The 25,717-nt window shown below is 68.1% G+C and carries 25 protein-coding genes; 23 read left to right on the forward strand and 2 right to left on the reverse strand.

What is annotated here, in order from left to right:
* The first annotated feature begins 248 nt into the window (after positions 1-248).
* From rocD to ACFWP5_RS04300, 7 genes are all read left to right on the forward strand, one after another.
* Positions 249-1,451 carry an ornithine--oxo-acid transaminase gene (gene rocD / locus ACFWP5_RS04270; RefSeq protein ID WP_384149912.1) on the forward strand — a complete coding sequence of 401 codons (1,203 nt, stop codon included), beginning with the start codon at positions 249-251 and terminating at the stop codon, positions 1,449-1,451.
* Positions 1,452-1,477: 26 nt separating this feature from the next.
* Positions 1,478-1,735, forward strand: coding sequence for an SDR family NAD(P)-dependent oxidoreductase (locus ACFWP5_RS04275; protein ID WP_384149915.1), 258 nt, complete (start codon positions 1,478-1,480; stop codon positions 1,733-1,735).
* 944 nt (positions 1,736-2,679) lie between these two features.
* Positions 2,680-3,711, forward strand: coding sequence for an N-acetyl-gamma-glutamyl-phosphate reductase (argC, locus tag ACFWP5_RS04280; RefSeq protein ID WP_384149918.1), 1,032 nt, complete (start codon positions 2,680-2,682; stop codon positions 3,709-3,711).
* A 22-nt stretch (positions 3,712-3,733) separates the two neighbouring features.
* Positions 3,734-4,606, forward strand: a complete 873-nt coding sequence (locus ACFWP5_RS04285; protein ID WP_384149921.1) for a [LysW]-aminoadipate kinase — start codon at positions 3,734-3,736, stop codon at positions 4,604-4,606.
* Positions 4,603-5,166 carry an adenylyl-sulfate kinase gene (gene cysC, locus ACFWP5_RS04290; protein WP_384149923.1) on the forward strand — a complete coding sequence of 188 codons (564 nt, stop codon included), beginning with the start codon at positions 4,603-4,605 and terminating at the stop codon, positions 5,164-5,166. The genes ACFWP5_RS04285 and cysC overlap by 4 nt, the downstream gene beginning before the upstream one ends.
* 86 nt (positions 5,167-5,252) lie before the next feature.
* On the forward strand, positions 5,253-6,125 hold the full coding sequence (cysD, locus tag ACFWP5_RS04295; RefSeq protein ID WP_384150086.1) for a sulfate adenylyltransferase subunit CysD: 873 nt from the start codon (positions 5,253-5,255) through the stop codon (positions 6,123-6,125).
* 2 nt (positions 6,126-6,127) lie between these two features.
* Positions 6,128-7,456, forward strand: a complete 1,329-nt coding sequence (locus ACFWP5_RS04300) for a sulfate adenylyltransferase subunit 1 (protein WP_384149926.1) — start codon at positions 6,128-6,130, stop codon at positions 7,454-7,456.
* A 635-nt stretch (positions 7,457-8,091) separates the two neighbouring features.
* Here the strand turns inward: ACFWP5_RS04300 and ACFWP5_RS04305 are convergent.
* Positions 8,092-8,916 carry an XRE family transcriptional regulator gene (locus ACFWP5_RS04305; RefSeq protein ID WP_384149929.1) on the reverse strand — a complete coding sequence of 275 codons (825 nt, stop codon included), beginning with the start codon at positions 8,914-8,916 and terminating at the stop codon, positions 8,092-8,094.
* A 312-nt stretch (positions 8,917-9,228) separates the two neighbouring features.
* Here ACFWP5_RS04305 and ACFWP5_RS04310 point away from each other — a divergent pair, with 312 nt between their 5' ends.
* Entirely contained in the window at positions 9,229-9,909 is a 681-nt protein-coding gene (locus ACFWP5_RS04310; RefSeq protein WP_384149932.1) for an SDR family oxidoreductase, read from the forward strand.
* A 339-nt stretch (positions 9,910-10,248) separates the two neighbouring features.
* Here ACFWP5_RS04310 and ACFWP5_RS04315 read toward each other — a convergent pair whose 3' ends face one another.
* The gene (locus ACFWP5_RS04315; RefSeq protein WP_384149935.1) at positions 10,249-10,470 is read right to left on the reverse strand and encodes a hypothetical protein; all 222 of its coding nucleotides are present in this window, start codon (positions 10,468-10,470) and stop codon (positions 10,249-10,251) included.
* Between the two features lie 434 nt (positions 10,471-10,904).
* Between ACFWP5_RS04315 and ACFWP5_RS04320 the strand changes: the two genes are divergently transcribed.
* The 15 genes from ACFWP5_RS04320 (at position 10,905) to ACFWP5_RS04390 (ending at position 25,348) form a co-directional block, all read left to right on the forward strand.
* Positions 10,905-11,231 carry a transcriptional regulator gene (locus ACFWP5_RS04320; RefSeq protein WP_384149938.1) on the forward strand — a complete coding sequence of 109 codons (327 nt, stop codon included), beginning with the start codon at positions 10,905-10,907 and terminating at the stop codon, positions 11,229-11,231.
* A 1-nt stretch (position 11,232) separates the two neighbouring features.
* On the forward strand, positions 11,233-12,252 hold the full coding sequence (locus ACFWP5_RS04325) for a hypothetical protein (protein ID WP_384149941.1): 1,020 nt from the start codon (positions 11,233-11,235) through the stop codon (positions 12,250-12,252).
* Positions 12,252-12,959, forward strand: coding sequence for an ATP-binding protein (locus ACFWP5_RS04330; protein WP_384149944.1), 708 nt, complete (start codon positions 12,252-12,254; stop codon positions 12,957-12,959). The genes ACFWP5_RS04325 and ACFWP5_RS04330 overlap by 1 nt, the downstream gene beginning before the upstream one ends.
* 104 nt (positions 12,960-13,063) lie before the next feature.
* Positions 13,064-13,630, forward strand: coding sequence for a WhiB family transcriptional regulator (locus ACFWP5_RS04335; protein WP_384149947.1), 567 nt, complete (start codon positions 13,064-13,066; stop codon positions 13,628-13,630).
* Positions 13,627-14,664 carry a DUF2637 domain-containing protein gene (locus ACFWP5_RS04340; RefSeq protein ID WP_384149950.1) on the forward strand — a complete coding sequence of 346 codons (1,038 nt, stop codon included), beginning with the start codon at positions 13,627-13,629 and terminating at the stop codon, positions 14,662-14,664. Before ACFWP5_RS04335 ends, ACFWP5_RS04340 begins: the two co-directional genes overlap by 4 nt.
* 101 nt (positions 14,665-14,765) lie before the next feature.
* Positions 14,766-14,990 carry a hypothetical protein gene (locus tag ACFWP5_RS04345; protein ID WP_384149953.1) on the forward strand — a complete coding sequence of 75 codons (225 nt, stop codon included), beginning with the start codon at positions 14,766-14,768 and terminating at the stop codon, positions 14,988-14,990.
* Positions 14,987-15,643: a plasmid mobilization protein gene (locus tag ACFWP5_RS04350; protein WP_384149956.1), complete on the forward strand. Its 657-nt coding sequence runs from the start codon at positions 14,987-14,989 to the stop codon at positions 15,641-15,643. Before ACFWP5_RS04345 ends, ACFWP5_RS04350 begins: the two co-directional genes overlap by 4 nt.
* Entirely contained in the window at positions 15,643-17,418 is a 1,776-nt protein-coding gene (locus tag ACFWP5_RS04355) for a relaxase/mobilization nuclease domain-containing protein (RefSeq protein WP_384149959.1), read from the forward strand. The genes ACFWP5_RS04350 and ACFWP5_RS04355 overlap by 1 nt, the downstream gene beginning before the upstream one ends.
* 104 nt (positions 17,419-17,522) lie before the next feature.
* Positions 17,523-17,918, forward strand: a complete 396-nt coding sequence (locus ACFWP5_RS04360; RefSeq protein WP_384149961.1) for a hypothetical protein — start codon at positions 17,523-17,525, stop codon at positions 17,916-17,918.
* A 607-nt stretch (positions 17,919-18,525) separates the two neighbouring features.
* Complete coding sequence (locus ACFWP5_RS04365) at positions 18,526-19,791, forward strand: PIN domain-containing protein (RefSeq protein WP_384149964.1); 1,266 nt, start codon at positions 18,526-18,528, stop codon at positions 19,789-19,791.
* A 497-nt stretch (positions 19,792-20,288) separates the two neighbouring features.
* Positions 20,289-21,026, forward strand: coding sequence for a hypothetical protein (locus ACFWP5_RS04370; protein ID WP_384149967.1), 738 nt, complete (start codon positions 20,289-20,291; stop codon positions 21,024-21,026).
* A gap of 378 nt (positions 21,027-21,404) precedes the next feature.
* Positions 21,405-21,608, forward strand: coding sequence for a Tn3 family transposase (locus tag ACFWP5_RS04375; protein WP_384149970.1), 204 nt, complete (start codon positions 21,405-21,407; stop codon positions 21,606-21,608).
* Between the two features lie 163 nt (positions 21,609-21,771).
* On the forward strand, positions 21,772-22,356 hold the full coding sequence (locus ACFWP5_RS04380; RefSeq protein ID WP_384150088.1) for a LexA family protein: 585 nt from the start codon (positions 21,772-21,774) through the stop codon (positions 22,354-22,356).
* A 254-nt stretch (positions 22,357-22,610) separates the two neighbouring features.
* On the forward strand, positions 22,611-22,997 hold the full coding sequence (locus ACFWP5_RS04385; protein ID WP_384149973.1) for a hypothetical protein: 387 nt from the start codon (positions 22,611-22,613) through the stop codon (positions 22,995-22,997).
* Between the two features lie 2 nt (positions 22,998-22,999).
* A complete protein-coding gene (locus tag ACFWP5_RS04390) occupies positions 23,000-25,348 on the forward strand; it encodes a caspase family protein (RefSeq protein ID WP_384149976.1) in 2,349 nt (782 codons plus the stop codon).
* Positions 25,349-25,717 lie beyond the last annotated feature (369 nt).

The raw sequence follows: 25,717 nt of genomic DNA on the forward strand, positions 1-25,717 counted from the left end.
TCCGGAAAAAGGCCACCGGCCTATTCGGGGATTGTGAATTGATTGCGCCCGGTGTAGTGATGGCGCCTCAAGAGCGTCCCACTGAGGGGGCTACCGGGGAAAAGTCCGGTGCTCTGCCATTTACGCAGGTGTCGCTTGCAAGACTGAGCGTCGATCCACCGTTTATTTTCTCCCGAGTTCGGCAGATCGAGCGGGACTATTTTTTAGGACAGCGACCCCGACAGGGGACCTGCAAAAGGAGTATCGCCATGGCTGTGGATGTCCTCTCCACTCAGGACCACATCACCCTCGCGGAGAGCTGGGGGGCCCACGACTCCGTGCCGTTCCCCGTAGCACTCAGCCATGGGGAAGGCGCCTGGGTGAACGATGTCGAAGACCGACGCTATCTCGACTTCCACGGGGGGTACTCCTCGATCAACTTCGGCCACCGGCACCCCGACCTCGTCGCCGCGGCGAAGGCACAGCTCGACCGACTGACGATGAGCACCCGGGCATTCCACCACGATCAGTACGCGCCGTTCTGCCGTGAACTGGCAGAGCTGACGGGCACCGAGAGGGTGCTGCCCTCCAACTCGGGCGGCGAGGCTGTCGACACGGCCGTGAAGATCGCCAGGAAGTGGGCCTACCAGATCAAGGGCGTGCCAGACGGAGCTGCCGAGGTCATCGTCGCGGACGGGAACTTCCACGGCCGCACCACAACCATCATCTCGTTCTCCACGCATGCCAACCACCGCGCCGGTTTCGGCCCGTTCACGCCCGGCTTCAAGGTGGTGCCGTTCGGCGACATAGACGCGCTGCGATCGGCGATCACCGAGAACACGGCGGCGGTCCTGCTGGAGCCGATCCAGGGCGAGACCGGCGTGGTCGTTCCGCCGAAGGGATACCTCACGGACGTCCGCGCACTGTGCGACGAGAGCAACACATTGTTCATCGCCGACGAGGTCCAGTGCGGACTCGCCCGCACCGGCGCGACTCTAGCGCTCGACCACGACGGTGTCCGTGCGGACATGTACACCCTGGGCAAGAGCCTGAGCGGCGGCCTCCTGCCGGTGTCTGCGGTGATCGGCCGCGCCGATGTCCTCGACGTGATCACCCCCGGCGACCACGGCTCGACTTTCGGCGGGAACCCGCTAGCGTGCGCGGTCGGCCGCGCGGCGGTACGGCTGCTGGCCACCGGGGAGTTCCAGGAACGCTCTCGCGAACTGGGCGCGTACCTGCACTCTCGCCTCAACGAACTGGACGGCGTGTCCGAGGTGCGTGGGCGCGGCTTGTGGGCCGGTGTGCAGATCTCCGAAGAGCGAACGGCCCGGGGGCGGGTGACCGAGGCGCTGGCCGAGCGTGGCCTGCTGTGCAGGGAAGACCGGGGGCACCTCCGCGTCGCGCCCCCGCTGGTCATCACTCGTGAGGAGATCGACCTAGGCGTCAGCATGATCGCCGACGCGCTGGCCTGAACCGGACTACCAGCTGACCTTCATGCGTGGCGGAGGAGGTCGGACTGTCCGCCGTGACCACCTCCGGGTCAACGGAGCTTGTGCCGTTCGTCGGGTCCGCCGCCTCGGGCCACCTGGATCGACTCCCGGATGGCGTCATGGGCGTCCGGGCCAACGTCACCGACGGGTGTCAGGTCAAAGCCGCCGTCGACGCCGTGGTCGAGCGATTCGGCAGACTGGCTGTCGTTGTGAACAACGCCGGGATCGGGCGTTGTCGGGGACGTCACCGCGAACGGTGGCGATGAGTGGTCGAGAGTACTGGACGTCAACGTCGTCGGAAGGGTCAAGGGCACCCAGCACGCCCTACCGAACCTGTGACGCTCACCCGCCGCGCCAACGTGGCGTGGGCGGGTGCTCTACGCGGCCGGCCACGGTGCGGTGTACCCGCTGACGCCAGCCATAGCGGCGGATCACATCCGCGAGGGCATCAGGGTGAACTGCGTAGACCCTGGTTCCGCCGACACCTCGTGGATCGGCAGGTCGCTCGAACAGGCGGCGGATCACCCGGTGGCCGCCCAGGCGGCTCGACGCGTCCCAGCCGACGGGGCGACCGGTGTGGCGGCCGGCGCCGATCGCCGCGGTGCTGGTCGACTGCGTGGACCCGCGGGCCGTGGCCCGGTCCGGACCCGTCTGGCTGAAGGATCAACGAGGGGCGCTCGCCCCGCTCAAGACGTTGATCGGCTGACTCCTCCAGGCGGCCTGCGCGATTCAGGGCGGGCGGCAGCATCTGGTGGGTAAATGCCTGGCCGTGCCAGGAACCTCCCCCGACGACACGGTGACTGGGCGGAGCAGGGGAGTACGGCCCGCCGCGAGTGAACACCGCAATCCGGACATGATCGTGTCCTGTCCCGAGTTCGGGCCTTGCCCCGCACCACTTCGCCGTCCACCCCGCACCCATACGACTGCCCAGCATGGTGTTTTCCGCTCTCGGTAATCGCTTCCGGAAATCGAACTTCGTCGAGAGAGACCTGGCATCCGACGCGCACAGACTGGGTGAATTCACTCTTTGCTGTAATCAGAATACTTAGTCGTGTGACAGGAGAGTCAGTCCGATGCGTCCTTGGGAATGCGCTTGTCGCGGATGCCGCTGATACGGGTGGGTTCATAGTCTCCTTTCATATGGATGATGGTTCGATTGGGAAGGAACCGTGGTGTTGGATCGAAGTACGTCGGCGAGGGGTGTGTGGTCGTGATTCGGGTGGCGGTGGTCGGTGCGGCCGGTTATATCGGCGGGGAGTTGCTGCGGCTGCTGATAGGCCATCCCGAGGTCGAGGTGGTGGCCGCGGTCTCTTCGCGTTTCCCGGGTAAACGGGTCGACGGGGTGCATCCGAATTTGCGATCCGCCACCGATCTGCTGTTCTGCTCGGTCGACCAAGTGGGTGATTGCGACGCGGTATTTCTGGCGCTGCCGCATCGCGCGGCGATGGCTCAAATCGATCACTGGACCAAGCGGTCTAAAATCGTCATCGATCTCACCGGGGACTTCCGGCTCGACAACACTGAAGTCTTCCAGCGCTACTACGGCGAAAAGCACCGGGCCCCGCATCTGCTGAACGAATTCGTGCCAGGTCTTCCCGAACTACACCGAGAGAGTCTGCGTGGCACGGACCTGATCAGTGTTCCCGGCTGCATGGCCGCGGCCGGTGTGCTCGCGCTGTACCCCCTGGTTGCCCGCGATCTGATCGATCTCGAGCAAGGGGCTCAGTTCGATGCCCGTACCGGTTCCAGCGGTTCCGGCGTCACCGCCGGCCCGGCCAACCTGCACGCCGAACGCAGCGGTGCCATGCGGGTGTTCGCGCCCACCGGTCACCGGCACGAAGCCGAGATCTCCCGGCATTTGGGCCTGCCTGCCGCGATGACCGCCACCGGCGTCGAAGCGGTTCGCGGGGTCCAGACCATCTGCCATGCCACCCTGCGCCCCGGCGTGGACAAACAGGCCGTGCGCCGCGCCTTTCGCGAGCAGTACGCCGAGGAACCCTTCGTCCGCGTAGTCGCGCACCAACGCGGCATCTTCCGCTACCCCGACCCGAAGATCCTCCTTGGATCCAACTACTGCGACGTCGGCTACGCCATCGACGAGGACAACGGCCGCCTGACCACGATCGCTGCCCTGGACAACCTCGTCAAAGGCGGCGCCGGCAACGCGCTGCAGTGCCTCAACATCCGCATGGGCCGGCCCGAGACCCTCGGCCTGACCTTTCCCGGCCTCCACCCCTTGTGAATCCCAGCCCACCGGAGAGACCGTGACCGCCAAACCGCTGACCGTCGTCAAATGCGGCGGCAATCCGGCCGTGGACGCCGCAGGCATCTGCACCGATATCGCCCGTCTCGTCCACGAAGGACACTCCGTCCTCCTCGTCCACGGAGGCTCCGGCGAGATCGGGCGCCTCGCCAGGAGACTCGGCGTCGCACAACGCACCCTCGTCGCCCCGGACAACGTGTCCACGCGCTACACCGACCCCGAAACCCTCGAAGTGGTCGTCCTCGCCCTTGCCGGCGCGGTCAAGCCCGGGCTCGTGGCGGAGCTCTCCCGTCACCAAGTTCCCTCAGTCGGCCTCACCGGCATGGACGGCGGAATGCTCCGCGCCCGCCGGAAATCCGCCGTCCGCGCCGTCGTCGACGGCCGTACCGTCCTGATCCGCGACAACCACAGCGGCCGGATCCACACGGTCCGCACCGAACTCCCTGAGACGCTCCTGCGCGCCGGCTACGTGCCGGTGATCTCACCACCCGCCATCGACGAACACGGCTGCCCCGTCAACGTCGATGCCGACCGCGCCGCAGCAGCGCTGGCCGCCGCGCTCGGCGCCGACCAGCTCCTCCTGCTCACCGGCGCACCCGGTGTACTCGCCGACCCCGACGATCCCACCAGCGTGCAGAGCACCCATGAGATATCCCTGACCGGCCCACCCGACCCGTCTGCCACCGGCGGCATGGCCCTCAAGCTCATCGCCGCACGCGAAGCGCTCACCGGCGGAGTCGCCACCGTACGCATCGCAGACGGACGCACTCCCGAACCCGTCAGCCGAGCACGCGCGGGCGCCGGCACCACGGTGCGCATCTCCTGCGCGGGGAAGCTGACCCGCAGCTCACGCGAAATGGAGATCCTCACATGAGCGAACCGAATGGCACACCCGCCGGGTGGCAGGGCGGCACGGTCTGGCTGACCGGCCTGCCGAGCGCGGGCAAGACCACCATCGCGGTGGGTCTCGCCGAGCGACTGCGCTCCGGTGGACACCGGGTTCAGGTGCTCGACGGTGACGAGGTCCGTGCCGCCCTCTCCTCGGAGCTGGGATTCTCGAAGGAGGACAGGGACGCCAACGTGCGCCGTATCGGCTACGTGGCCAGACTGCTCGCCCAGCACGGCGTCACAGTCTTGGTGCCAGTCATCGCGCCCTACGCACATTCCCGGGCGGCGGTCCGGGACCTGCACGCGGCGCACGGCGTCCCGTACGTCGAGGTGCACGTGGCGACCCCGGTAGAGATCTGCGCCGACCGGGACGTCAAGAGCCTCTACGCCAGACAGGTGGCAGGTGAACTCAGCGGTCTCACCGGCGTGGACGATCCCTATGAGGCGCCGGTCGATCCCGACCTGCGCGTTCACACCCAGCACCGGACGGTCGACGAGTCGCTCCGGCAGGTGCGTGCGCTGCTCACGGCACGGGGTCTGGCATGAGCGCCCCCGCGCAGGCCGTGACCACCGGCCGTCCCGGACACCTCAGCCCGCGGGTGGATCCGGTGCCCCCGTTGACGCACCTCGAAATGCTGGAGGCCGAGGCGGCACACATCTTCCGCGAGGTGGCGGGAGAGTTCGACCAGCCGACACTGCTGTTCTCCGGCGGCAAGGACTCGATCGTCATGCTGCATGTGGCGCTCAAGGCGTTCGCCCCGGCGCCACTGCCGTTCTCCCTGTTGCACGTGGACACCGGCCACAACTTCCCCGAGGTGATCGCCTACCGCGACCGGATCGTCGAGAAGTACGGTCTCCGGCTCGACGTGGCATCCGTGCAGTCGTACCTCGACGACGGAAGGCTCCGCGAGCGGTCGGACGGCTCCCGCAATCCGCTCCAGACTCTTCCGCTGCTGGACACGATCCGCGACGGCCACTTCGGCGCGGTGTTCGGCGGCGGCCGACGCGACGAGGAAAAAGCGCGCGCCAAGGAACGGGTGTTCAGCCTGCGGGACGAGTTCGGTGCCTGGGAGCCGCGCCGACAGCGGCCCGAATTGTGGCAGCTCTACAACGGTCATCACCAGCCCGGCGAGCACTTCCGCGTCTTTCCCCTGTCCAACTGGACCGAGCTGGACGTCTGGCAGTACATCGAGCACGAAGGCATCGAACTGCCGGAGATCTACTTCGCTCACTGGCGCAAGGTGTTCCAACGCGACGGTATGTGGATGGCACCCGGCGACTGGAGCGGTCCCCGGGACGACGAGTCCCTGTGCAACCGCCGGGTCCGGTACCGCACGGTCGGTGACATGTCTTGCACTGGCGCGATCGACTCGTCCGCCTCGACGGTGGGTGAAGTGATCGCTGAGATCGCCGCGAGCCGCGTGACCGAGCGCGGTGCGAGCAGGGCCGACGACCGGTTGTCCGAGGCCGCCATGGAGGACCGTAAGCGAGAAGGGTACTTCTAGACATGTCAGCAGGCATCGCGAACGTGGCAGATCAGACGTGCTCCACCGGCCGGCTGTCGGGTGGCCTGTTGCGGCTGGCCACCTGCGGGTCGGTCGACGACGGCAAGTCCACCTTGGTCGGACGGCTGCTCTACGACACCAAGTCCGTTCTCGCCGACCAGGCGACGGCCATCGAAGCGGTGTCCCGCAGGCGGGGCCAGGACGGTCCCGACCTGGCTCTGCTGACCGACGGTCTGCGGGCGGAACGGGAACAGGGCATCACCATCGACGTGGCCTACCGCTACTTCGCGACGCCCGCGCGGCGGTTCATCCTCGCGGACACCCCCGGTCACGTGCAGTACACCCGCAACATGGTCACCGGCGCCTCCACCGCGGACCTGGCGGTGATCCTGGTCGACGCGCGCAACGGCGTGGTCGCGCAGACGATGAGACACGGCGCGATCGTGGCACTGCTGCGAGTGCCGCACGTCGTGCTGGCGGTCAACAAGATGGACACCGTCGGCTACCAGGAGTCCACCTTCACCGCGATCGTGGACGAGTTCGCACAGCGGGCGCGCGAGTTGGGCATCGCGGATGTCACCGCCATCCCGATGTCGGCGCTGACCGGCGACAACGTGGTCGAACCGTCGGCCAGGATGGACTGGTACGACGGCGACACGCTGCTGTCCCATCTGGAGAACGTGCCGGTCGGAGTGGATTCGATCGGCAAGCCGCTGCGCCTGCCGGTGCAGTACGTGATCCGGCACCCCTCGGAGCACCGGCAGGTGGTGGAGCGCTGGCTGGCCGGACAACTAGCCTCCGGTCTCCTCAAGGTTGGCGACCCCGTCGTCGTGCAACCGTCCGGAGAGTCCAGTGTGGTTGTTGGCCTCAGCGTGCTCGGCAAGGAGACCGACAGCGTGCAGGCACCGCAGTCGGTGGCCGTCCGACTCGCCGACGAGATCGACGTCTCCCGAGGTGACATGCTGACCGCGGGTCCTGCTCCACAGATGCTGCGGCACATCACCGCCGACGTGTGCCATCTGCACGATCGCCCGCTGCGCGCGCGACAGCGCGTGCTGCTCAAACACACCACAAGAACAGTCCCGGCGATGGTGGAGCGGATCGACTACTGCGTCGACGTCACCGATGCCCACCGGCTGCCCTGCGAGGACGGTCTCTCTGTTAATGACATCGGCGGCGTACAGATCCGCACCGCCGAGCCGCTCGCCGTCGACGACTACCTGGAGAACAGACGAACCGGCTCGTTCCTGCTCATCGACCCGCAGGATGGGGTGACGCTTGCCGCAGGAATGGTCGGCGCGCGAGTCGGGGACCAACACCTTCAGTCGTAGCGGGCCCGGTGACCGTCAAAGGCCACCTCAGTCGCTGACCGTGCACGTCCCCTACGTCGGCGGCCCCACCTGGAAGCCCACGAAGGTGCACACCGTCACGTCCAGCCAGAAAGTAGGTCCTCCTCACCTACCCGAAGAAGCCCGGCACGGTCTCTTTCTGGACGGCCGGGGCCTCCATGGTGGAGGACCCGGCCGCCGGCCTGGTGATCCGACCCCGCTCGTGACGCGACCGCATCGCCCGCTTCCTGAAGGTGCCGGGGCTCAGATGCTCAGCCAATACCGGGTGCGGTGGCATCGGGCATCCCAGCCTGCGGAGCGCGCGTGCAGCAGGCGACCATGTACTGCGGAGTGATTTGACGGCAAGACACTCAAATCGGCGAGAGACGCCGAGAGTTCGGCGCGGGAGAAGAAATGCTCCCCGCCGCCGGGTCTGTAGCACACCCCCGAGCAGACTGATTCCCTATCATCTGTCTGCACCGAGACCGCATTTCGAGCATGTGCAGGACGGAGGTGTCGTCTCTCAGACGAGAGGTGTACGCGTTCCGCTGCGAGATCCCCCGTCTGATGCGTTCCATGGCTGTTCAGGAACTCCGCCATTCCGAATCACCTGCGATCCTTGCCCAACAGAGCGGTGCCTAGTCGCTCGACACGATCCGCCCGGGCGTCACCACCATGAGGCGGCACGTGGGAAGGGCATCGGGCGTTCCGGTCATGAAGTGGACGGTGAATTCCTGGTCCCCCTGACCCGCCAGGTAGAGGCGGCGAGGCTGTTCCGACGCCGGATGGGTGATGGCCGGCAGGTCGGGTGCGTTCCAGAGCTTACGGGCGGTCGGGTCGGCACGGACGGTTTCGATTACGGCCCACAGACGCTCGTCGGTGCGCCACTGATCGGAGTGTACAAGCAACTGGGCCATCATGGGCTTCGCCCACTCCTCTTCCCAGTTGATGAGCTGGGTACGCGCCTCGGGCCAGGTGAGGGCCCATTCCATGACGTTGAGGCCGTACTTCATCCAGGGGAAGAGTTCCAGGGTTTTGGCGTTGTAGGCCAGGACGTCCCACCGGTGGTCGTTGAGGTAGACGGCGAAGGTGTCGCTGTCCTCGATGAAGGCGCGGAAGGCCTCGGGGACCAGGGCGCCGAGTTGGCTGACGGGGGCGGCTGCAGGGGCGTGGCCGCGGGTGACGCGGTAGACGATGTCCCATTCCTCGTCGTTCAGGGCGAGGATGCGCCGCACGGCGTGCAGAAGAGCGTCGCTGTAGTTGCCGGGACGCGCTCCCTCCAGGCTGCCGTACCAGCGACGGCTCACGCCGGCCAGCTGGGCCGTCTGGTCCTGCGTGATCCCGACGGTCCGGCACGTCCCGAAAGCCGCCTCAAAGCCCGGGATGTCCGACGTGTTACGGCGAGCCCGTGCTTGCTTCAGAATGCGGGTGACGATCTGGCCCTGCATTTCACTCTCATTCATAACGTTCACGTAACGACAGGTGGTGAGATCCGGGTCACATTCCCGGTGTATTCGCGGCCCTGGTTTCTTGCACGCCGTTCACCGCATCACGTCCTGGGTGTAAGGGAGTTGGCGTCGCGCGCCTCGTCCAGCATTCGGAACGCAATACCCCTGCTTCAGGCAATGGGAACTACCAGTTCCCACCCCCAGGATAAGCACATGCTTTGCGTTCCTTTGAATCGTGCGGCGACGTCTTACTGTCACTGGCACCGCCGCCGCAAGCGAATCTCCGCGACGGCGAACCAGTCCAGCTGACTCGTGTAAAGGATCTCCATGTCGCGCTCTGTTCTGATCACCGGCGGAAACCATGGAATCGGGCACGCTGCGGTCCGCGCGTTCCTCCGGCGCGGCGACTACGTCGCGTTCACCCACTACACCGAGAGCGCCTCCTTCGATCTCGTCCACGACGGAGCTCTGCCCGTGTTCTGCGACATCACCGACCCCGAACAGGTCGAGAGTGTCTTCAAGGAGGTCGAGGCCGACCAGGGGCCGGTCGACGTTCTGGTGATCAACGCCGGCATCACCAGGGACAACCCGCTGCGCACGCCCGAAGAGGCCTTTGCCGCGGTCCCGGACACCGACCTCGCGGCCTCTTATCGGCTGGCCAAGCGGGTCGCCCGCGGCATGCTGAAGGCCAAGCGCGGCCGGATCATCCTTGTGCCCTCGGCCGTCGCACTCAAGGGCGAAGCCCAGACCGACTGTGCCGCTTCCACGGCGGGCCTTGTCGACTTCGGCCGTTCGCTGGCCGGGGAGATCGGCTCGGGCGGGATCACCGTGAACATCGTGACCCTGGGCGGCACGACCGGCGTCGCCATGGCCGATGACGTTCCGCTGGGTCGGATCGGGAATCCGGAGGAGATCGCCTCGGCCATCGCCCTCCTGACCAGCGAGGAAGCCGCCTTCGACACCGGTGCCAGGGTGCCGGTCGGCGGCGGCATCTCCATAAGGCGCTGACTCCTCGACGGCGGCCGTCTGCGTCGTCGTACGGCAGCCACAGTCGGTGCGGGCAGATCAGTCCAGCCTGTGGCAACTGGAGCGGGACACCCTCGCGGGATCAAGGGCCGTGCAGAAGGCGACAGTTGGGGATCGCCGTGAGATGGCCGGCCGCTCCGAAGCTGACCCTCGTCGGCTCAGGCTTCCGTATCACCGGGGCCGGGAAGTCTCTGTTCGCCGTCGCCTGCGGCCACACGGAGCGACCGCCGTTGGGTGATCGCGCGGAGGGAGGCCGCCGGACCGGCAGCACCTGATCGGGTCAGGGGGCCGGCGTGCGCCGCGATTCGGGCGGGAGCGAACTCACGCGTTGTCGGGCAGTCCGGGGGCGTCCGACTCGTCCGGCGTTCCCGCCGCCGTAGGACCTGGTCGATCACGGCGTTCGGCACGTCGGGGCGCGATGCACTGAGCCCGTTGGCGTGCACGGCGATCCGGACCACCCCAGCCGCGCATGGCGGCAACCACCTGGATCTTCGCGTGCTGCCGCTCGGCCCACACCTCGTCGAAGAACTCGACCGGGAGCACACAAAAGAAGCCGACCAGCGCTCAGACGGTCCGCGCCTTCGGGTTGGACCCGGTGCGGAGCTGCTGCACAGCGCCTGCGGAGACGGCCACGCCGGAGGCGTCGCGGACGCCTGGCGACGCCTCCCCGAATCGTCCAGCTCGGTGTTCCATGCCTGGTCAGGGCGGGTGTGAACAGGCTGGACTTGTGCCACGGGTCGCCATATGGTCCTGGTCCCCGCACAAAAGATCACCGGCCGGGGACGGGCCAGGAGGGGAGGGGCGATGCACGCACGCGGGCCATGACGCGGACCGGGGCAACGAGACCGGCGCCCGGGAGCTACCAACTCCCAAGCGCCGGGCCGGCACCCCGAAGAGCGCCGATTCACATCTCGCGGGCGGCGGGGCCTCTGCACGAGAACCGCCGCACCGCGCTCCTACGAATCACGGAGTATCGCATGCCCGTCATGTCGAGCGGAATTCCGGCCTGCCCGGACCCCGGCCGCCCGCACCGTCTCGCCGCCCAGCTCGCCGACATGATCCCGGGCGCGGCCACCATCCGGGTCGGCCTCAGCGACCCGAAGGAGACCTGGCCCCACCCGCACGTCATCGTCAAGGACGAGGCCGGTCAGACCATGGAGTTGAGCCGGATCGCCGCCAGGGTCGCGGCCCGCTGGATCCTGAGGGTCTGGCCGGAGGTGGACTGGACCCGGCCGCACACCTTCGACCTTGCTGACGCGAGCCTCACCCGCAGTGACCTGATCGCCGCCCGTCGGGGCCGCTGACATGGCGCGGATCCGAACCGTCAAGCCGGAGGCCTTCGTCTCCGAGTCGCTCGCGGAGGTGAGCGTCGAGGCCGAGCGGACCTTCTTCGGGCTGCTCACCCAGTCCGACGACCACGGTCGTCACCGCGACAACGCCGCGATCATCGCCGGGCTGCTCTGGCCGCTGCGCGCCGAGCACACCTCGGTCCACGTCGAGGACGACCTCCACCAGCTCGCGAACGCCGGCCTGCTCTGCCGGTACACCGGCTGCGACGGCCGCCGTTACCTTCACATCGTGACCTGGTCCGAGCACCAGAAGATCGACAAGCCGAGCCAGTCCCGACTGCCCTCCTGCCCGCAGCACCACGCGGTGGACCGGTGCGGTGTCTGTAAGGGGACCTGCGCCAAGCGCATCGAGGCGCCGCCCACCCCTACCCGAGGGCTCGCCGAGGGTTCGCCGAACGCTCCCCGAGCCCTCGATCTGCCCGCGCAGCCCGCTCCGACGCTTCCCGCCCCCCGAAGCGAGGGCCCGAGCGCACAACAGGACGCCCTCGTCGGCCTCGTCGGCACCCCTGACCGCCCCGGTGTGAAAACCGCAGGTCAGGCGGCATTCGCCGAGGGCTCCACGAAGCCTCCCCGAAACCTCGGAGAGGGCTCGGCGCCTGGATCTAGGATCTTGGATCCTGGATCTTCATTCCCTACGGGGCGCACGGCGCCCGCAGCCACCGTCTCGGCCGACCAGCTCGTCGGCGAGTACATCGCCGCCTGCGACGAGCGCCCGCCCAGCGACGTGATCGGACACCTCGGGCGGATCGCCAAGAAACTCCTGGGCGAGGGCATCGCCCCCGAGCACATCCGGGCCGGGCTGCAGAACTTCGCCGCCAACCCCAAGCACCCGAGCGTGCTGACCAGCATGGTCAACGAGGCCATGAACGCACGCCCCGGCGGTTTGGCACGACCGGGAATCCGCCCTAACGTGCCCGCTCACCAGGCGTGGACCAACCCGGCCGACGCTGCCGCCGCCTACGCCGAGGAGCTGTGATGCGCACCCGTAACCGCGAACCCCAGCCCCTCGGCGGCACAAACACCCTGGAGCGGCTGGCGCGGATCCTGGCCGCCCGCAACATCGACCCGGCCGCCGTCACCGACCTGGTCGACGAGCCCGAGCCGTACTCCCCGCTGGATGCCCTCCTGGCGGGGATGCCCCCGCGCTACCGGGCAGCCGTCGCCGATCACCCCCAGGTCCTGGCCTGGGCCCGGGAGGTCGCCGAAGCGGCCGTCGCCCCCAGCCGGGGAGCCCGGCGGCAGGTCACCACCGGGCCCAGCTTGCTGATGGCCGGGGTCGTCGGCGCGGGCAAGACCCACCAGGCGTACGGCGCGGTCCGGCGGCTGGTGCAGAGCGGAGTCGGCGTCCGCTGGCGCGCGACCACCGCTGCTGACCTGTACGCCGACCTGCGCCCCCGGCCAGGGGCCGACAGCGAGCGGGAGCTGGCGGCTGTCAGCCGCTGCCCGCTGCTGATCATCGACGACCTCGGTGCCGCGAAGGCCTCCGAGTGGGTCGAGGAAGTGACGTACCGGCTGATCAACCGCCGCTACAACCACATGCTCCCGACCCTGATCACCACCAACCTGGCGATTAAGGACCTCCGGGCCTACCTCGGCGACCGCGTCACCTCCCGGCTCGCGCAGATGACTACCCGGGTCGAGTTCGAGCCGGTCGACCGCAGACGCCTCCGCACCACAGCCTGACCCGCCGCAGGCCGCGCCTTCAGCGCGCCGCCCCATGCACCTCCCGACCCAGCGCACCCCTCCGCCGACGCCCCTGCGCGCGGAGAGCGATCGGAGCAACCCGCATGACCACCACGACGATCAGCCCTGCCCGCCACCGGTCGCTCGGCGACCACACCTGGCAGGACCAGGCTGTCTGCCAGAGCACCGAGTACAACCCGGTGGACCCCGAGATCTTCTTCCCCGAGCCCGACGAGACCGACAAGATCACAGCCGCGAAGTCACTGTGCGGCCAGTGCCCGGTCCGCCGCACCTGCCTGGACGCCGCCCTGGAAAACGGTGACACCGACGGCATCCGGGGCGGACTGACCGAGGAGGAGCGCGGGCCGCTGCACGCGAAGCTCGCCCACCGCCTCGACTACAGCCGCGTCAACGAGACCATCGTCGGACGCGACGTCCACCTCACGAGGGACGAGCGCACCGCTGTCGTCCACGCCGCCTACCACCACGGGCTCACCGAACAACGCCTGGCCTGGCTCCTCAAGATCACCGAGGAGCACGCGCAGAAGCAGTACCGCGAGATTCGCCGCGCTCTGCGCAATCGAGACCTTGACCAGACTCCGGCGACCGCCCCGCCCCACGAGACCGACGAGGATCGCCTGGACCGCGACGACTTCGGGACGGCGGCGTGAACGACACGAGCGCGCCGAGGACGGCGTACATCACCGGCTGGGACCGCGCGGTCGTCATTGCCCTGGGCGGCGCGGGATGTGCCTTGTCGTACGACGCCCTCCAGCAGATGGCCGTCGCCATTCACGTCCGCGGGCTCCTGACCTACCTCTTCCCCCTGGCGATCGACGGCTTCATCGCCTACGGCATACGCGCGCTCCTGGTCCTGCGCGACGCACCCCTTCGCGCCCGGCTCTACGTCTGGACGCTCTTCGGCACGGCCACCGCCGCCAGCATCTGGGCCAACGCGCTCCACGCGGTACGCCTCAACGAGGAAGCGGGCTCAGCCACCGGGCTCCGCCTCGGGGACACGGTGGTCGCCGTGCTGTCCACCATTGCCCCGCTCGCGCTGGCCGGCGCGGTCCACCTCTATATCCTCATCGCCCGGGGCCCGGTCAAGGGCACTGACCGCGAAGACCTCGGTCAGACCGGTCACCTCGGTCAGGCTGACCGGCCCGAGGACATCGCGGTCACCCGGACCGACCGAGTCGGTCGGCACGAGCCGCAGGCCGGTCAGGTCAGCGCCGGGCAGCCGGTCACTGCCCTGACCAACCGGCCGCGACCGTCCCTCGACAAGCAGGCCCCGGGTTCCCGGTCACTGACCGACGACGGTGTCCCGGCGGACAGCAGCAACCCGGTCACCCCATACCGCGAGCAGCCCTACGAGGGATCTGACCTGCCCGGTCAGCCGGACAACGCGCCGTCGGTCACTGGCAGCCAGGACTTCCTCCCGCCGCTCACCGCCCGCTCGGTCACCTCGCGGCCGGTGACTGACCAGGGCACTCGGACAACCAGTGACCGGCGGTCCGACCCGGACACCGAGGAGCTGCTGAAGATCGCCCGGTCGGCGGTCAGGGCCGAGGACAAGCTGACCCGCAAGGTGGTCGCCCAGGCGATCCGAGGTCAGCAGATCCCGCTCTCCAGCGACACCTTGACCGCGCTGATGGCCCAGCTCCGCGAGCAGCACGGACAGCCGGTCACCTCCGCCCGGGACTGACCGGACACCACGAAGCGGGTGACCGAACCGCACGCCCCAGCCGGTCACCCGCCCCCGGACACGCACCCCACATCCTCCAGAAGGGAACCGGAGCACACCTCATGCGCACCCGCCCAGCCACACCCGCCGAGGTCGACTCCTGGCTGACCGTCCTGCACCAGCACGGCCACCTCCACCGCGCCCAGTCCGGCCCCGACACCACCTGGACCGTGCAACGAACCCGGGACAGCCGCCCCTGGACCCTGCACCACCCGGTCCTGGCCATGGACTGGATCGAGGAACTCGTCCGCGAAATCCGGCAGGAGAATCCGGAGACACGCCGGTGACCGCCAACGACCCGGTGGTCACCACGGCCGGAGAGCAGCGTGACCCCAACACGGCTCTCGGCGGAGCAAGTTGTCGCCTACGACGGTCCTACGGCCCGTCGTACGCACTTGCCCCCGCCCAGGAGGGCGGGGGGAGTCCGGCTGGTCCCCGAGCGAGGGCGCACGGGGACCAACCGGACGACCGGCACCAGGGGGCGCAGGTCACAGGAGGAGAAGCCGACCAGCGAGACCAGCCGAGCCCGAGCACGCCCGCCTTCCCCGACCGCAAACCCCGCCGCCGCAGCCGCAACCCGAGCGAGCGCACCCGCAAGACCACCACCCGCCTCTCCGACACCGAGAAAGCCGAGATCGTCACCGCAGCTACGCAGCGCGGCGTCACCGTCGCCCGATTCCTCGCCGCAGCCGCCCTCGCCGCTGCCCGCGGTTCCACCACTCTCCACAGCAACGAACAACTCGACACCGCCATCGACGAGTTGGCCGCCCTGCGTACCGCCCTCTCCCGCATCGGCAACAACATCAACCAGATCGCCTACGTCTACAACGCCGGCGGCCAGCCTCGCCCCGGCGAACTTGACCTCGCCCTCACGACCTTGATCCGGCTCTTGGCCCGTCTCGACCACGCGGCCGACGTGCTGGTGAAGAAGCGACTCTGATGGTCCCCAAGATCCGGCGCGGCTCACGCACCCACGGCCTGCTCGTCTACCTGTACGGTCCCGGCAAACGCGACGAACACATCGACCCCCACCTGGTGGGGAGTTGGGACGGCTTCGCCCCCGACCCCGGACGCGACACCAGCCCCGACCTCGACCCCAAGGTCACCCTCGCCCGCCTCACCGCCGCACTGGACCTGCGCGTCAACCAGCTCGGCGACAAGACTCCTGCCCAGCACGTCTGGCACTGCTCGGTCCGCACCGACCCCGGCGACCGGACCCTCACCGACGCCGAATGGAACACCGTCGCCCGCAGCCTGGTCCACGCCGTCAACCTCGCCCCCGAAGGCGATCCCGACGGCTGCCGCTGGGTCGCCGTACGGCACGCGGACGACCACATCCACATACTGGCCACCATGGTCCGGGGCGACCTGCGCCGCCCCAGGATGAACTACGACTTCAAGAAGGCCCAGGCCGAATGCCGCCGCATCGAACGGGAGTTGGGCTTGCGTCGACTCAAGCCCGGCGACGGCACCGGAGCCAAAACCCCCACCAGCGCCGAACGCTTCAAGGCCGAACGCGCCGGCCGCCCCGAGGCCCCACGCGAGACCCTCCGCGAAGCCGTCCGCCACGCCCTCGCCGGGGCCGCCACCGAAGAGGAGTTCCTCACCCGGCTGCACGAGGCGGGCCTGCGCGTGAAGATCCGATACGCCCCGTCCGGCGATGCCCTGGGCTACAACGTCGCACTCCCTGGCGACCGCAACCGCGACCGCGAGCCCATCTGGTTCGCGGGCTCCACCCTCGCCCCCGACCTCTCACTCCCCAAAATCCGGCTGCGCTTGGCCGATGGCACCACCGACCCGACCACACCCTCGGCCACCACCAGCGGCCGACCGGACTGGTCCCGGCCCGCCCGCGAACGACGCAACGCCACCGCCATCGCCGAACGCGCCGCCATCCTGCTCGACACCGACGACGATGAAGCCACAGCCCAACTCGTAGGGTTCGGCGAACTCCTGGACGCAGTCGCCCAGACCTCCCCGGCCGCCACCCGCGCCGAACTCGGTTCCGCCGCCCGCGCCTTCGAGCGCGCCACCCGCAGCCACATCCGAGCGGAGCACGCCGACACCCAGGCCATCCGCTCGGCGGCCCGAGGGATCATCCAGGCCGGCAACGCTCTCGGCCGAGGCGAGGACGGCGGCACCACCGCCATGCTCGTCTCCACCCTGGTCCTCGTCGCCCTCGCCGCCGCCCGCTGGCACTCCGCACGCGGCCACGCCCAGCAGGCCCACGCCTCCCGACAGACCGCCGAGCACCTACGAGCCGCCTACCGCCAGGCCGCCGCCACACCCATGCAGACACTGCACGACCAAGGACATGCCCTGCCCGAAGCTGAACGCCGAACCCACGAGACCACCATCCACGCAGCCCTGACGGAGCGTGGACTGCGGGCAGACAGCACGCCGACGAAGACCGACGCCCTGGCCGCCACCCTCGCCCAGGCCGAGCACGCGGGCTACGACCCCAAGACCCTTCTGCAGGAGGCCATCGACCTGCGCGAACTCGACACCGCCGACGACGTGAACGACGTCCTGGTCTGGCGCCTACGCCGCCTCGCCCAACTCCCCGCTCATCCCGTCGAAGCGACCCACCGCCCGCACGCCGACACCGGCCACCCCAGGACCTCGACCAACCACACCAGCACCCGGACGACACCCACGCCCGCAGCCCGCCCCACCACTACCTCCGACCCACGCGACCGCCCACCACGCCGCTGACCAGAGTCGGACAGGCCGCTCACCAGGCCGCCCGATGCCACGAAACCCCTGGACAGCCGGTTCCATCAGCTGTTACGGATGAAAAGAAGGCCCTCGACCGGGAGATGACGCTCGTGCCCAGATCCACCCACCGCCCCGCAGAGCCGACCCCCGTCGTCCCCGCTGGCACCGATCCCCTGCTTCAACTTGAGTACGAGACGCAGCCGCCCAGCGGCCCCGGCGCGACGCGCTGCCTCAGCCACCCACGCGCTCTCGCCCTGCGCGGGATCCCCGTGATGTGCACGGCCTGCCGCGCGCGACGCGACTGGCTGCTCATCAACCACAGCCGCAACGTCTGGATCGTCTGCCGTTGCAGCAACCAGTGGCTCGAACCCGAGATCAGCCGCACCGACTTTGAAGCCCTGATCGCCATCCCGGACGGGACGACATACCCCAGCGTCGAGCAGGGCCTCGCCGCGCTCGGATTCGATGGAGCCTTCGCCGGCACTTACCTGGAGTAGGGCCAGTCCTGCCGACAGCCGCCCGATACCACCAAGCGCAGCCCTGACCGAGGAGAGAAGCCCCCCCCGCGCAGTCCTTGAGGGCTTCTGTCGTCTTTCCGGCCGGACGCCCAGAAAGGTGGACCCAGTCGAACGGGCCTACGTTCTCCCCTCGCGGGGCCCCAGCCTCACCGGCTGGCTTCAACGCGTTCGCGCGGCGGATGATGCCCTCGGTGACGGCGGCTATGTCGACGGCCTTCCCCGGCTGGTAGCCGGGGACGTCGACGGAGGAGGTGATCTCCGGGCGCGGGTTCGGGTCGGAGGGCAGTGTGCGCGGCTGGTGGGCGCGGACGCGGGACAGGTCCGAGGCGCGGTTCTTGACCACCGCGGCGGCGGTGACGGTCTCCTTGGCGGGCTCGGGGTCGTCGCCGCGCACGGTGGCGGCGAGGGCCTCGATCTCCGCGGCGGCCTGCTGCGCGGCCGCAATCCGCTCTGCCTTCTCGGCGCGGATGCACCCGGCGCACAAGACTGCCTGGCAGTCCCTAGATGCGACAAACGGATACCAGCGGGCTCGATGTCCTGGAAGAGTGATCTCTCATGATGTGCTCGGGGGACGGAGCGGACGACAGTGATCATCCTTGATGCGAACATCCTCAAGGGCGTGTCTCTACGCGGCCCGGAAGCCGATCTTCTCCGTACGATCCGAGCCTCGGGCGTCGAGCGGGTCGCTGCACCGTGGGTGGTGTTCGAGGAACTCGCCGCGCAAGAGGCTCTGCGCTACGGACAAAAGTACGAGGCCGCTGCCGCTGCCATGGCAACCCTGCGCAAGGCCTCCCCTTGGGCCACTGTGGAGCGCCCGATACGGACTCCCGCCGCGCGGGTTCGGGACTATTGGCGCATGAGGTACGCCGATGTGGCGGAACAACTCAATCCCAGCAAGACCGCCTACGAGCAGGCTCTATTCCGCGAAGCGAACCTGATCGCCCCCTGCAAAGGGGTTGGCAACAGCGACACCAAGACCGGGGCCCGCGATGCCGCGATCTGGCTCACCGCCGTCGAATACGCACGCGAGCACCCTCAGGAAACCGTCTACTTCGTGACCAACGACGGTGACTTCTTCAGCGACAGTGCCAGGACATGCCTCAAGCCTCCCTTGAATGAAGATGTAGAAGACTTCGGGGAGGATTTCGTCGTCTTCACCTCGCTCGACGGCGTGGTCTCCAGATTCGCGACCGAAATCGAGGCTCCCGAGGACGACGTTCAAAGCGTCCTGGCCAAGCCACCTGCGGGTGAGACTGTCACTCGATCCCTACACCGAACCGACAAACGGTCCTTCTTGGCTACGGCCGTCCAGGCAGGGCAGCGCCTGGTCACCGTTCCCGCCTCTGGACGTTTCTTTAACGTTCTCTCCGTCGCACTGCGCTCCGTCACCGACATCCGCGGCTGGGAGATCGCTGGGCACAAGTGGTACACAGCGACGGCTCGCTGGCTGTTCTCGGGCTACCTGCCCACACCGCAGCTTGACATCCCGATCTCGCTCGTCAGCTGGGCCTGGGAGACGCGCGTGCTGGTCAGCTCTACGGCACCTGAGAAAGGGGTCACGGTTCTCCGTGGAATGGCGCTTACACCGATCTCGCCTGACGACCTACCTCACCTCCCGCCCGCGTTGAGTTCCGGAACGACGAGGGACCTGGAGAACGCACTGGCCAGGATGTACGACGGATTGTCCGAAGCGAATCAGCTCCTCGCCCGAGCCCTAACGCACCTTGATTTGCCACAGTCGACCGACCTCCTCGCCCTCCTTGAGGGACTGCGCCGTGGCGATGCAGCTGCCAAGAAGATCGACGAGCAGCTCCAGGAACCTCGCATCCCTCCTGGAGAAGACGATCGCTGACTGGCGGAAATGCATGTGTCGCGCGAGTTGCCGTGGCGGGCCCGGTCGAGGAGGGCTCGCCACAGTCCGTATCAACTCGTCGTTCCGGAAATCCCCGTCGCATTCTTCGGCCAGAGTTCGCGGTGGTGCTCCCAGCGTCGCGCTTGCCGACTGTCTCGGCAGTCGGCTTGCTCGCCGAGGAGAACAACACCTTCTCTCGTCCGCCGGTGGTGACGACGACCTCGAACCGGGCCTTGGCCCCGCCCCTGCAAGGTCCAACTCGCTTGGGCCGCGACCCTGCTAGCTTGTGCCGCCTCGCCCCGGTTCGATCTACCCCCCAGCACGGGCGAGTCGAGCATAGGGAAACCTTACGTAGAGGGTGAGTTGACGTTTCGTAGCGCCAGCGTCATGCTTTGGGTATGCCTTACGAATCGGCCTCCCCGGAGGAGGCAGACACTCATCCGCGCCTGGGGGCCGCAAACCGCCCCCCAGGCCAACTGCTTACCCAGGCAGCCCAGTTGGTCAGCGCGGCGGAGGCCCTCCTAGAGAAGGCCGTCATCACCGAGAGGGCTAAGGGGACGTCCTGGGAGGTCATCGGTGAGGTTCTCGGTGGCGTGTCGAAGTCCGCCGCCCAGAAGCGCTGGGGCACGACAGTCGGCAAGTGGCGAGAGTCGGCCGAGGCTGACCCCCGCTATGACCCCTCTGACGGCCCCGCTTTTAGCAAACTCTTGTTGGCGTCTTCCGAACTGGAGGAGGCTTGGCAGGGTGCCAATGAGATTGTGCAACGGCAGCCCCTGCTCGCCGACTTGAACAACGCGACGGCAGCCTTGTCCGGCTCCCCCGACGCTAACGCCGACGGAGAGCGCCAGGCCAACTGGTACCGCGCCACCCGTCTCTCGCACTTGGTGCCACCACTCTCCTCCGACACGAGCGAGTCGACCAAGGCTTGGCTGGCGGCAGCGTGCGTCGCCAGCCAGCACGAACTAAGCGACCTCGACCGCGCTGCGCTTCTGAACACGTGCAGCAGGCATCGCGACCCTGATGTCCGCACATACACGCTCAGACTCCTCGCCGAGTGGTCGCGACACCAAGAATCAACCCAACGCCACAGCGTTGGAGGCCTCAACCACCAGCTGCCCGATGACGCTGTCGACCTGCGCGAGAGGCACCCGAAGAAGCTGACTCTGGAGGAGCGGGTGACGAACCTTGAGCGTGCCTTCGGGCATCTCTTGTCCGAACAGGCGGAGGGGCCATGAACCCCAGCCCGATGCCACGCAGCTAGACCGCCAGGCCGCCTCGCCCCGGTCTCGACACAGCTCCGCCGCCTCAGCGAATCCCTGGAAAGAAGCACTGAAGGCGGCGGCAGATCAACACCCACCATGTGAAGGAGGAAAGTCGACCCATGTCCAGTATCACTCCGTCGTCAAGTCCTGGTGACGGACCACAAGAGTCGAAGCGGGTGGATCTTGCCCTGGCCGGGTCCTACGCGGCGGGATACTCCGCTGCGCTGGGGGTCGGTGCTGGGCTGTCCCCAGCTATGACCCTGTCGCAGGTGGCGGCGGCGACGCTGTGCTGGTTCCTCTGGAGGCGCCTGCGTTCATGACGTCGTAGTTGTTGCGTGGGGCCCGTGCCGAATGGTGCGGGCCCCAACGCAAAAGCAGGGCGTGCTACCGCACTGCACGGACGTGGAGATCGACCGGCAGTACGCCGACACCCACGGGGCGTCCATCGTCGGGTTCGCCTTCGCCCACATGCTCGGCTTCAACCTGGTGCCGAGGCTGGCTACGGCGGCTTTCCCCGGCTCCACCGAGGCGTCTCCAAGCGGCCCCGATCTGTGAAGATCCGTGCTCGTGAAGGCGGCCTGAAACTGACTCACTTGGCCCCCGCGCTGGTCACTCACGGAGCCGATTCAGGCCGTCCCAGTCCAAGCTTCACAAACTAGGGCCTGCTGGAGGCGCCGCGGTGGAGCCAGGGAAAGCCGCCGTAGCCAATCCGCCGTCGATGCGCGAGATCGGCCAGGCCGTACACCTCGCCAGCACCTCGTCCGTCGCACACCAACTGATGGCTCTGGAGAGCAAAGGCGTCCTCTACCGCGACCCGCACTGTCCCCGCGCCTACCGGGTCCGGCCCGCGTGGGCGCCCGAGTTGGACGGCAAGAGCGAAGCGCGGGTCCACGTACCGCTCGTCGGGCGCATCGCCGCCGGCGCACCCCTGCTCGCCGAGGAGATGGTCGAGGGGGTATACCCGCTGCCCCGCCAAGTCGTCGGCGACGGCGACCTGTTCGCCACAGCGTGGGAACTCCAGCGCCACCGGCGCTGGCCCGACAGCTCCAACCCCTACTTCTTCGTCACCCGCTACACCGCCGTCGACGACTCCGGTCCGCCCATCAGCGCCGGTGTGGTCCAGCAGCTCTTCCAACGAGTCGGCCTGCGCCTGGACCGAATTGTCGACGAGGCGCGCCATAGCGCCGACCCCGTCCGCCTGATGGAGCTCTTCGGCCAGTCCACCCTCTCCGCCACCCTCTCCGCCACCGGCTACGCCCTGTCGGTATATCCGGACAGGAAGAACGGTCTCATCGCCCCGTAGGGCTCGCCCCGCAGCCAGCCCGGAACGGGCGGAATCAGGCGCGGTCACCAGGCGAGCCGCAGGTTCGGGCCCTTCACCGGCCTGAGTACCCGCCCTTCAGGTAGAGGCCAGTCTTTCCGATTGAGTAAGTAGTTGCGAAGGGCTGCCGTCGGCAGCCGGGGACCGTCACACTGTGGGTACATTTGGCAACACTTCGCAATCGGGGGACTCATGTGGGGCGAGGATTCCAGAAACTGTGGTCATGAGGGGGCTGGGTGGTTGACGTGGTGAACGTGCGGCTGCGCGTCGCGTCCGATCCCGAACTGGACCCCGAGGTTGCGGAGCGCCTGACGCGCCAATTGCGGGCCGAGATCGCCGACCTGGACGTCGAGTCGGTGGGGCCCGCTGCCGTCGGAACGGCTCCCGACGGCGCCAAGGGTGCCGATGCGGTCACGGTGGGGGCAGTCGTCGTGGCGTTAAGCGCGTCCGGTGGGGTACTAACCGCACTCGTCGAGACGCTGCGTGACTGGCTCGGCCGGCAGTCTGCGCGGCATCGCGTCTCGCTGACCATCGACGATGACACGATCGAACTGGAGCAGGCCTCGGCCGACGAGCGGCGAGAGCTGGTCAGTGCCTACATCCGTCGCCACAGCGGCGGGTAGCCATGGGTCGCCGGCTGGCGCTGCTGATCGCCACATACGACTACCAGGACGACGGGCTGAGGCGACTGACCGCGCCGGCGCACGACGCGGGGGCCTTCGCGGCCGTCCTGCAAGACCCTGACATCGCGGGGTTCGAGGTCACCACGCTGATCAACGAGCCGCACTACCGGGTCGGCGAGGCCATCGCTGACCTGTACCGCGACCGGCGGCGTGACGACCTCACCCTGCTGTACTTCACCGGCCACGGTTTGAAGGACGACGACGGCCGCCTGTATCTGGCGATGACGAATACCCGGCGCGACAGCCTGCTGTTCACGTCGCTGCCCGCCGAGCAGATCGACCAGGCCATGTCCGGCTGCACGTCCCGGCAGAAGGTACTGATCCTCGACTGCTGCTACAGCGGCGCCTTCCCGGCCGGGCGCCTCGCGAAGGCCGACACCGACGTGCACGCGCTGGAACGGTTCCAGGGCCGGGGACGGACCGTGCTGACCGCGTCCGACGCCACCCAGTACTCCTTCGAAGGGAACCAGCCACACGGCACAGCCGCACAGTCGGTGTTCACCCGTTACCTGGTAGAGGGCCTGCGGGACGGCAGCGCCGATCTCGACGGCGACGGAGACATCACCCTCGACGAGCTGTACAGCTACGTCCACGACCGCGTCGTCGACGAGATACCCCAGCAACGCCCGAAGAAGCAGGACAACGTCGAGGGCCGCATCATCATCGCCCGGAACGTCAACTGGTCCCTGCCAACCCATCTGCGCCACTCGCTCAACAGCCCAATCGCCGTCGACCGGCTCGCTGCCCTGGACGCACTCGATCACCTGTACCGGATCGGAAACGACCTCGTACGCCAGCGCGTCACCAGCGAGTACCAGCGGCTCACGGAAGATGACAGTCGAATCGTGTCGTCCGCGGCGAATGCGAGGATGCAGGCGACTTCACCACGTATTCCCGAGATCCCAGCCCCGCAGGTGCAGGAGACCCCACCGACCGACGCACCAGCGACGGAGCCAGCAGTTGAGGTGCAGACACCACCGGCTCCTACACAAACCGTGGCCCTAGAAGAGATGCCCCCGACCACAGCGGCATTGACCGACGACGATCAGACCTCTTCCGCCCCGCCGGGCCCGGCCGCAGCGCACTCGCAGCCGGTGGCTACCACGCACACCCAGCTCACCCCTCCACCGACGGGGTCCACGCCGCCAGCCGGCCTGGATGAACCGCCCGGCACAGCTCTGGGCCCGCGACCACATGATGGCGCGGCCTGGCTACGACCCGGCCGGTGGAGGCCTGGACGCCGACGGGCCCGGCTCATAACACGAGTGGTGCTAGCGCTCGTGGTGCTAGCCATTGCAGGCGGAGACGGGCCAGCCATCTTTTCTGTTTCCTCTGTCCGGGTTGGCTATAGCTCGGCGGGGGTGGCGGTGTCCCCAGATGGGCGTCGGGCCTACGTGACCAACTCGAGCACCGCCTCGGGCTCGGGCTTGGGATCGGTGTCGGTGATCGACACGGCGACCAACCGCACCGTGGGTCGTCCCATCGTGGTTGGCTATAGCCCGGCGGGGGTGGCAGTGTCCTGGGATGGGCGCAGGGTCTACGTGGCCAACGACGGCTCGGGATCGGTGTCGGTGATCGACACAGCGACCAACCGCACCATAGGCAACCCCATCCCCGTCGGCGACACCCTGTCGGCCGTGGCGGTCTCCCGGGATGGCAGGGTCTACGTGACCAACGACGGCTCGGAATCGGTGTCGGTGATCGACACAGCGACCAACCGCACCATAGGCAACCCCATCCCCGTCGGCAAGAAACCGCGGGGGGTGGCGGTGTCCCGGGACGGGCGCAGGGTCTACGTGGTCAACCGAGGCCCGGACTCGGACTCGGGCTTGGGATCGGTGTCGGTGATCGACACGGCGACCAACCGCACCGTGGGTCGTCCCATCGTGGTTGGCCATGACCCGGTGGGGGTGGCGGTGTCCCCGGATGGGCGCAGCGTCTACGTGACCAACCTAGGCCCGGTCTCGGGCTTGGGATCGGTGTCGGTGATCGACACGGCGACCAACCGCACCGTGGGTCGTCCCATCGCGGTTGGTCATAACCCATGGGGGGTGGCGGTGTCCCCGGATGGGCGTCTGGCCTACGTCACCAACTCAGGCCCCAACCTAGGCTCGGTCTCGGGCTTGGGATCGGTGTCGGTGATCGACACGGCGACCAACCGCACCGTGGGTCGTCCCATCGTGGTTGGCGATGACCCGTTGGCGGTGGCGGTGTCCCGGGATAACCGGGTCTACGTGACCAACTGGGGCTCGGGCTCAGGCGCAGGCTCGCTCTCGGTCATCACACCCTAGAGGACGCGAGTGCCGTAGCAGGTCGATCGGCCCCGACTCCGGTGGGAAGCGCACCAACAGCCCTCCGGCCGACGTGTTCGCCCTCCCGCCAACGCGACTCCGCCCCTGCGGGCCCCAACAGCACCCCCAAGCAGCTACCAGCTGCTCTCCCGGGCTCTGAAGATCCACATCTGGCTACGGCGGCTTTCCCTGGCTCCACCGCGGCGCCTCCAGCAGGCCCTAGTTTGTGAAGCTTGGGCTGGGACGGCCTGAATCGGCTCCGTGAGTGACCAGCGCGGGGGCCAAGTGAGTCAGTTTCAGGCCGCCTTCACGAGCACGGATCTTCACAGATTGGGGCCGCTTGGAGACGCCTCGGTGGAGCCGAGGAAA

It is taken from the genome of Streptomyces sp. NPDC058469, from assembly GCF_042721125.1.
Classification (GTDB): domain Bacteria; phylum Actinomycetota; class Actinomycetes; order Streptomycetales; family Streptomycetaceae; genus Streptomyces.

Bases quoted from the DNA above. Each gene is read 5' to 3' on its own strand.
- rocD (WP_384149912.1), top strand. From the start codon at position 249: ATGGCTGTGGATGTCCTCTCCACTCAGGACCACATCACCCTCGCGGAG.
- cysC (WP_384149923.1), top strand. From the start codon at position 4,603: ATGAGCGAACCGAATGGCACACCCGCCGGGTGGCAGGGCGGCACGGTC.
- cysD (WP_384150086.1), top strand. From the start codon at position 5,253: ATGCTGGAGGCCGAGGCGGCACACATCTTCCGCGAGGTGGCGGGAGAG.
- ACFWP5_RS04300 (WP_384149926.1), top strand. From the start codon at position 6,128: ATGTCAGCAGGCATCGCGAACGTGGCAGATCAGACGTGCTCCACCGGC.
- ACFWP5_RS04305 (WP_384149929.1), bottom strand. From the start codon at position 8,916: ATGAATGAGAGTGAAATGCAGGGCCAGATCGTCACCCGCATTCTGAAG.
- ACFWP5_RS04310 (WP_384149932.1), top strand. From the start codon at position 9,229: ATGTCGCGCTCTGTTCTGATCACCGGCGGAAACCATGGAATCGGGCAC.
- ACFWP5_RS04320 (WP_384149938.1), top strand. From the start codon at position 10,905: ATGCCCGTCATGTCGAGCGGAATTCCGGCCTGCCCGGACCCCGGCCGC.
- ACFWP5_RS04325 (WP_384149941.1), top strand. From the start codon at position 11,233: ATGGCGCGGATCCGAACCGTCAAGCCGGAGGCCTTCGTCTCCGAGTCG.
- ACFWP5_RS04330 (WP_384149944.1), top strand. From the start codon at position 12,252: ATGCGCACCCGTAACCGCGAACCCCAGCCCCTCGGCGGCACAAACACC.
- ACFWP5_RS04335 (WP_384149947.1), top strand. From the start codon at position 13,064: ATGACCACCACGACGATCAGCCCTGCCCGCCACCGGTCGCTCGGCGAC.
- ACFWP5_RS04345 (WP_384149953.1), top strand. From the start codon at position 14,766: ATGCGCACCCGCCCAGCCACACCCGCCGAGGTCGACTCCTGGCTGACC.
- ACFWP5_RS04355 (WP_384149959.1), top strand. From the start codon at position 15,643: ATGGTCCCCAAGATCCGGCGCGGCTCACGCACCCACGGCCTGCTCGTC.
- ACFWP5_RS04360 (WP_384149961.1), top strand. From the start codon at position 17,523: ATGACGCTCGTGCCCAGATCCACCCACCGCCCCGCAGAGCCGACCCCC.
- ACFWP5_RS04375 (WP_384149970.1), top strand. From the start codon at position 21,405: ATGGTGCGGGCCCCAACGCAAAAGCAGGGCGTGCTACCGCACTGCACG.
- ACFWP5_RS04380 (WP_384150088.1), top strand. From the start codon at position 21,772: ATGCGCGAGATCGGCCAGGCCGTACACCTCGCCAGCACCTCGTCCGTC.
- ACFWP5_RS04390 (WP_384149976.1), top strand. From the start codon at position 23,000: ATGGGTCGCCGGCTGGCGCTGCTGATCGCCACATACGACTACCAGGAC.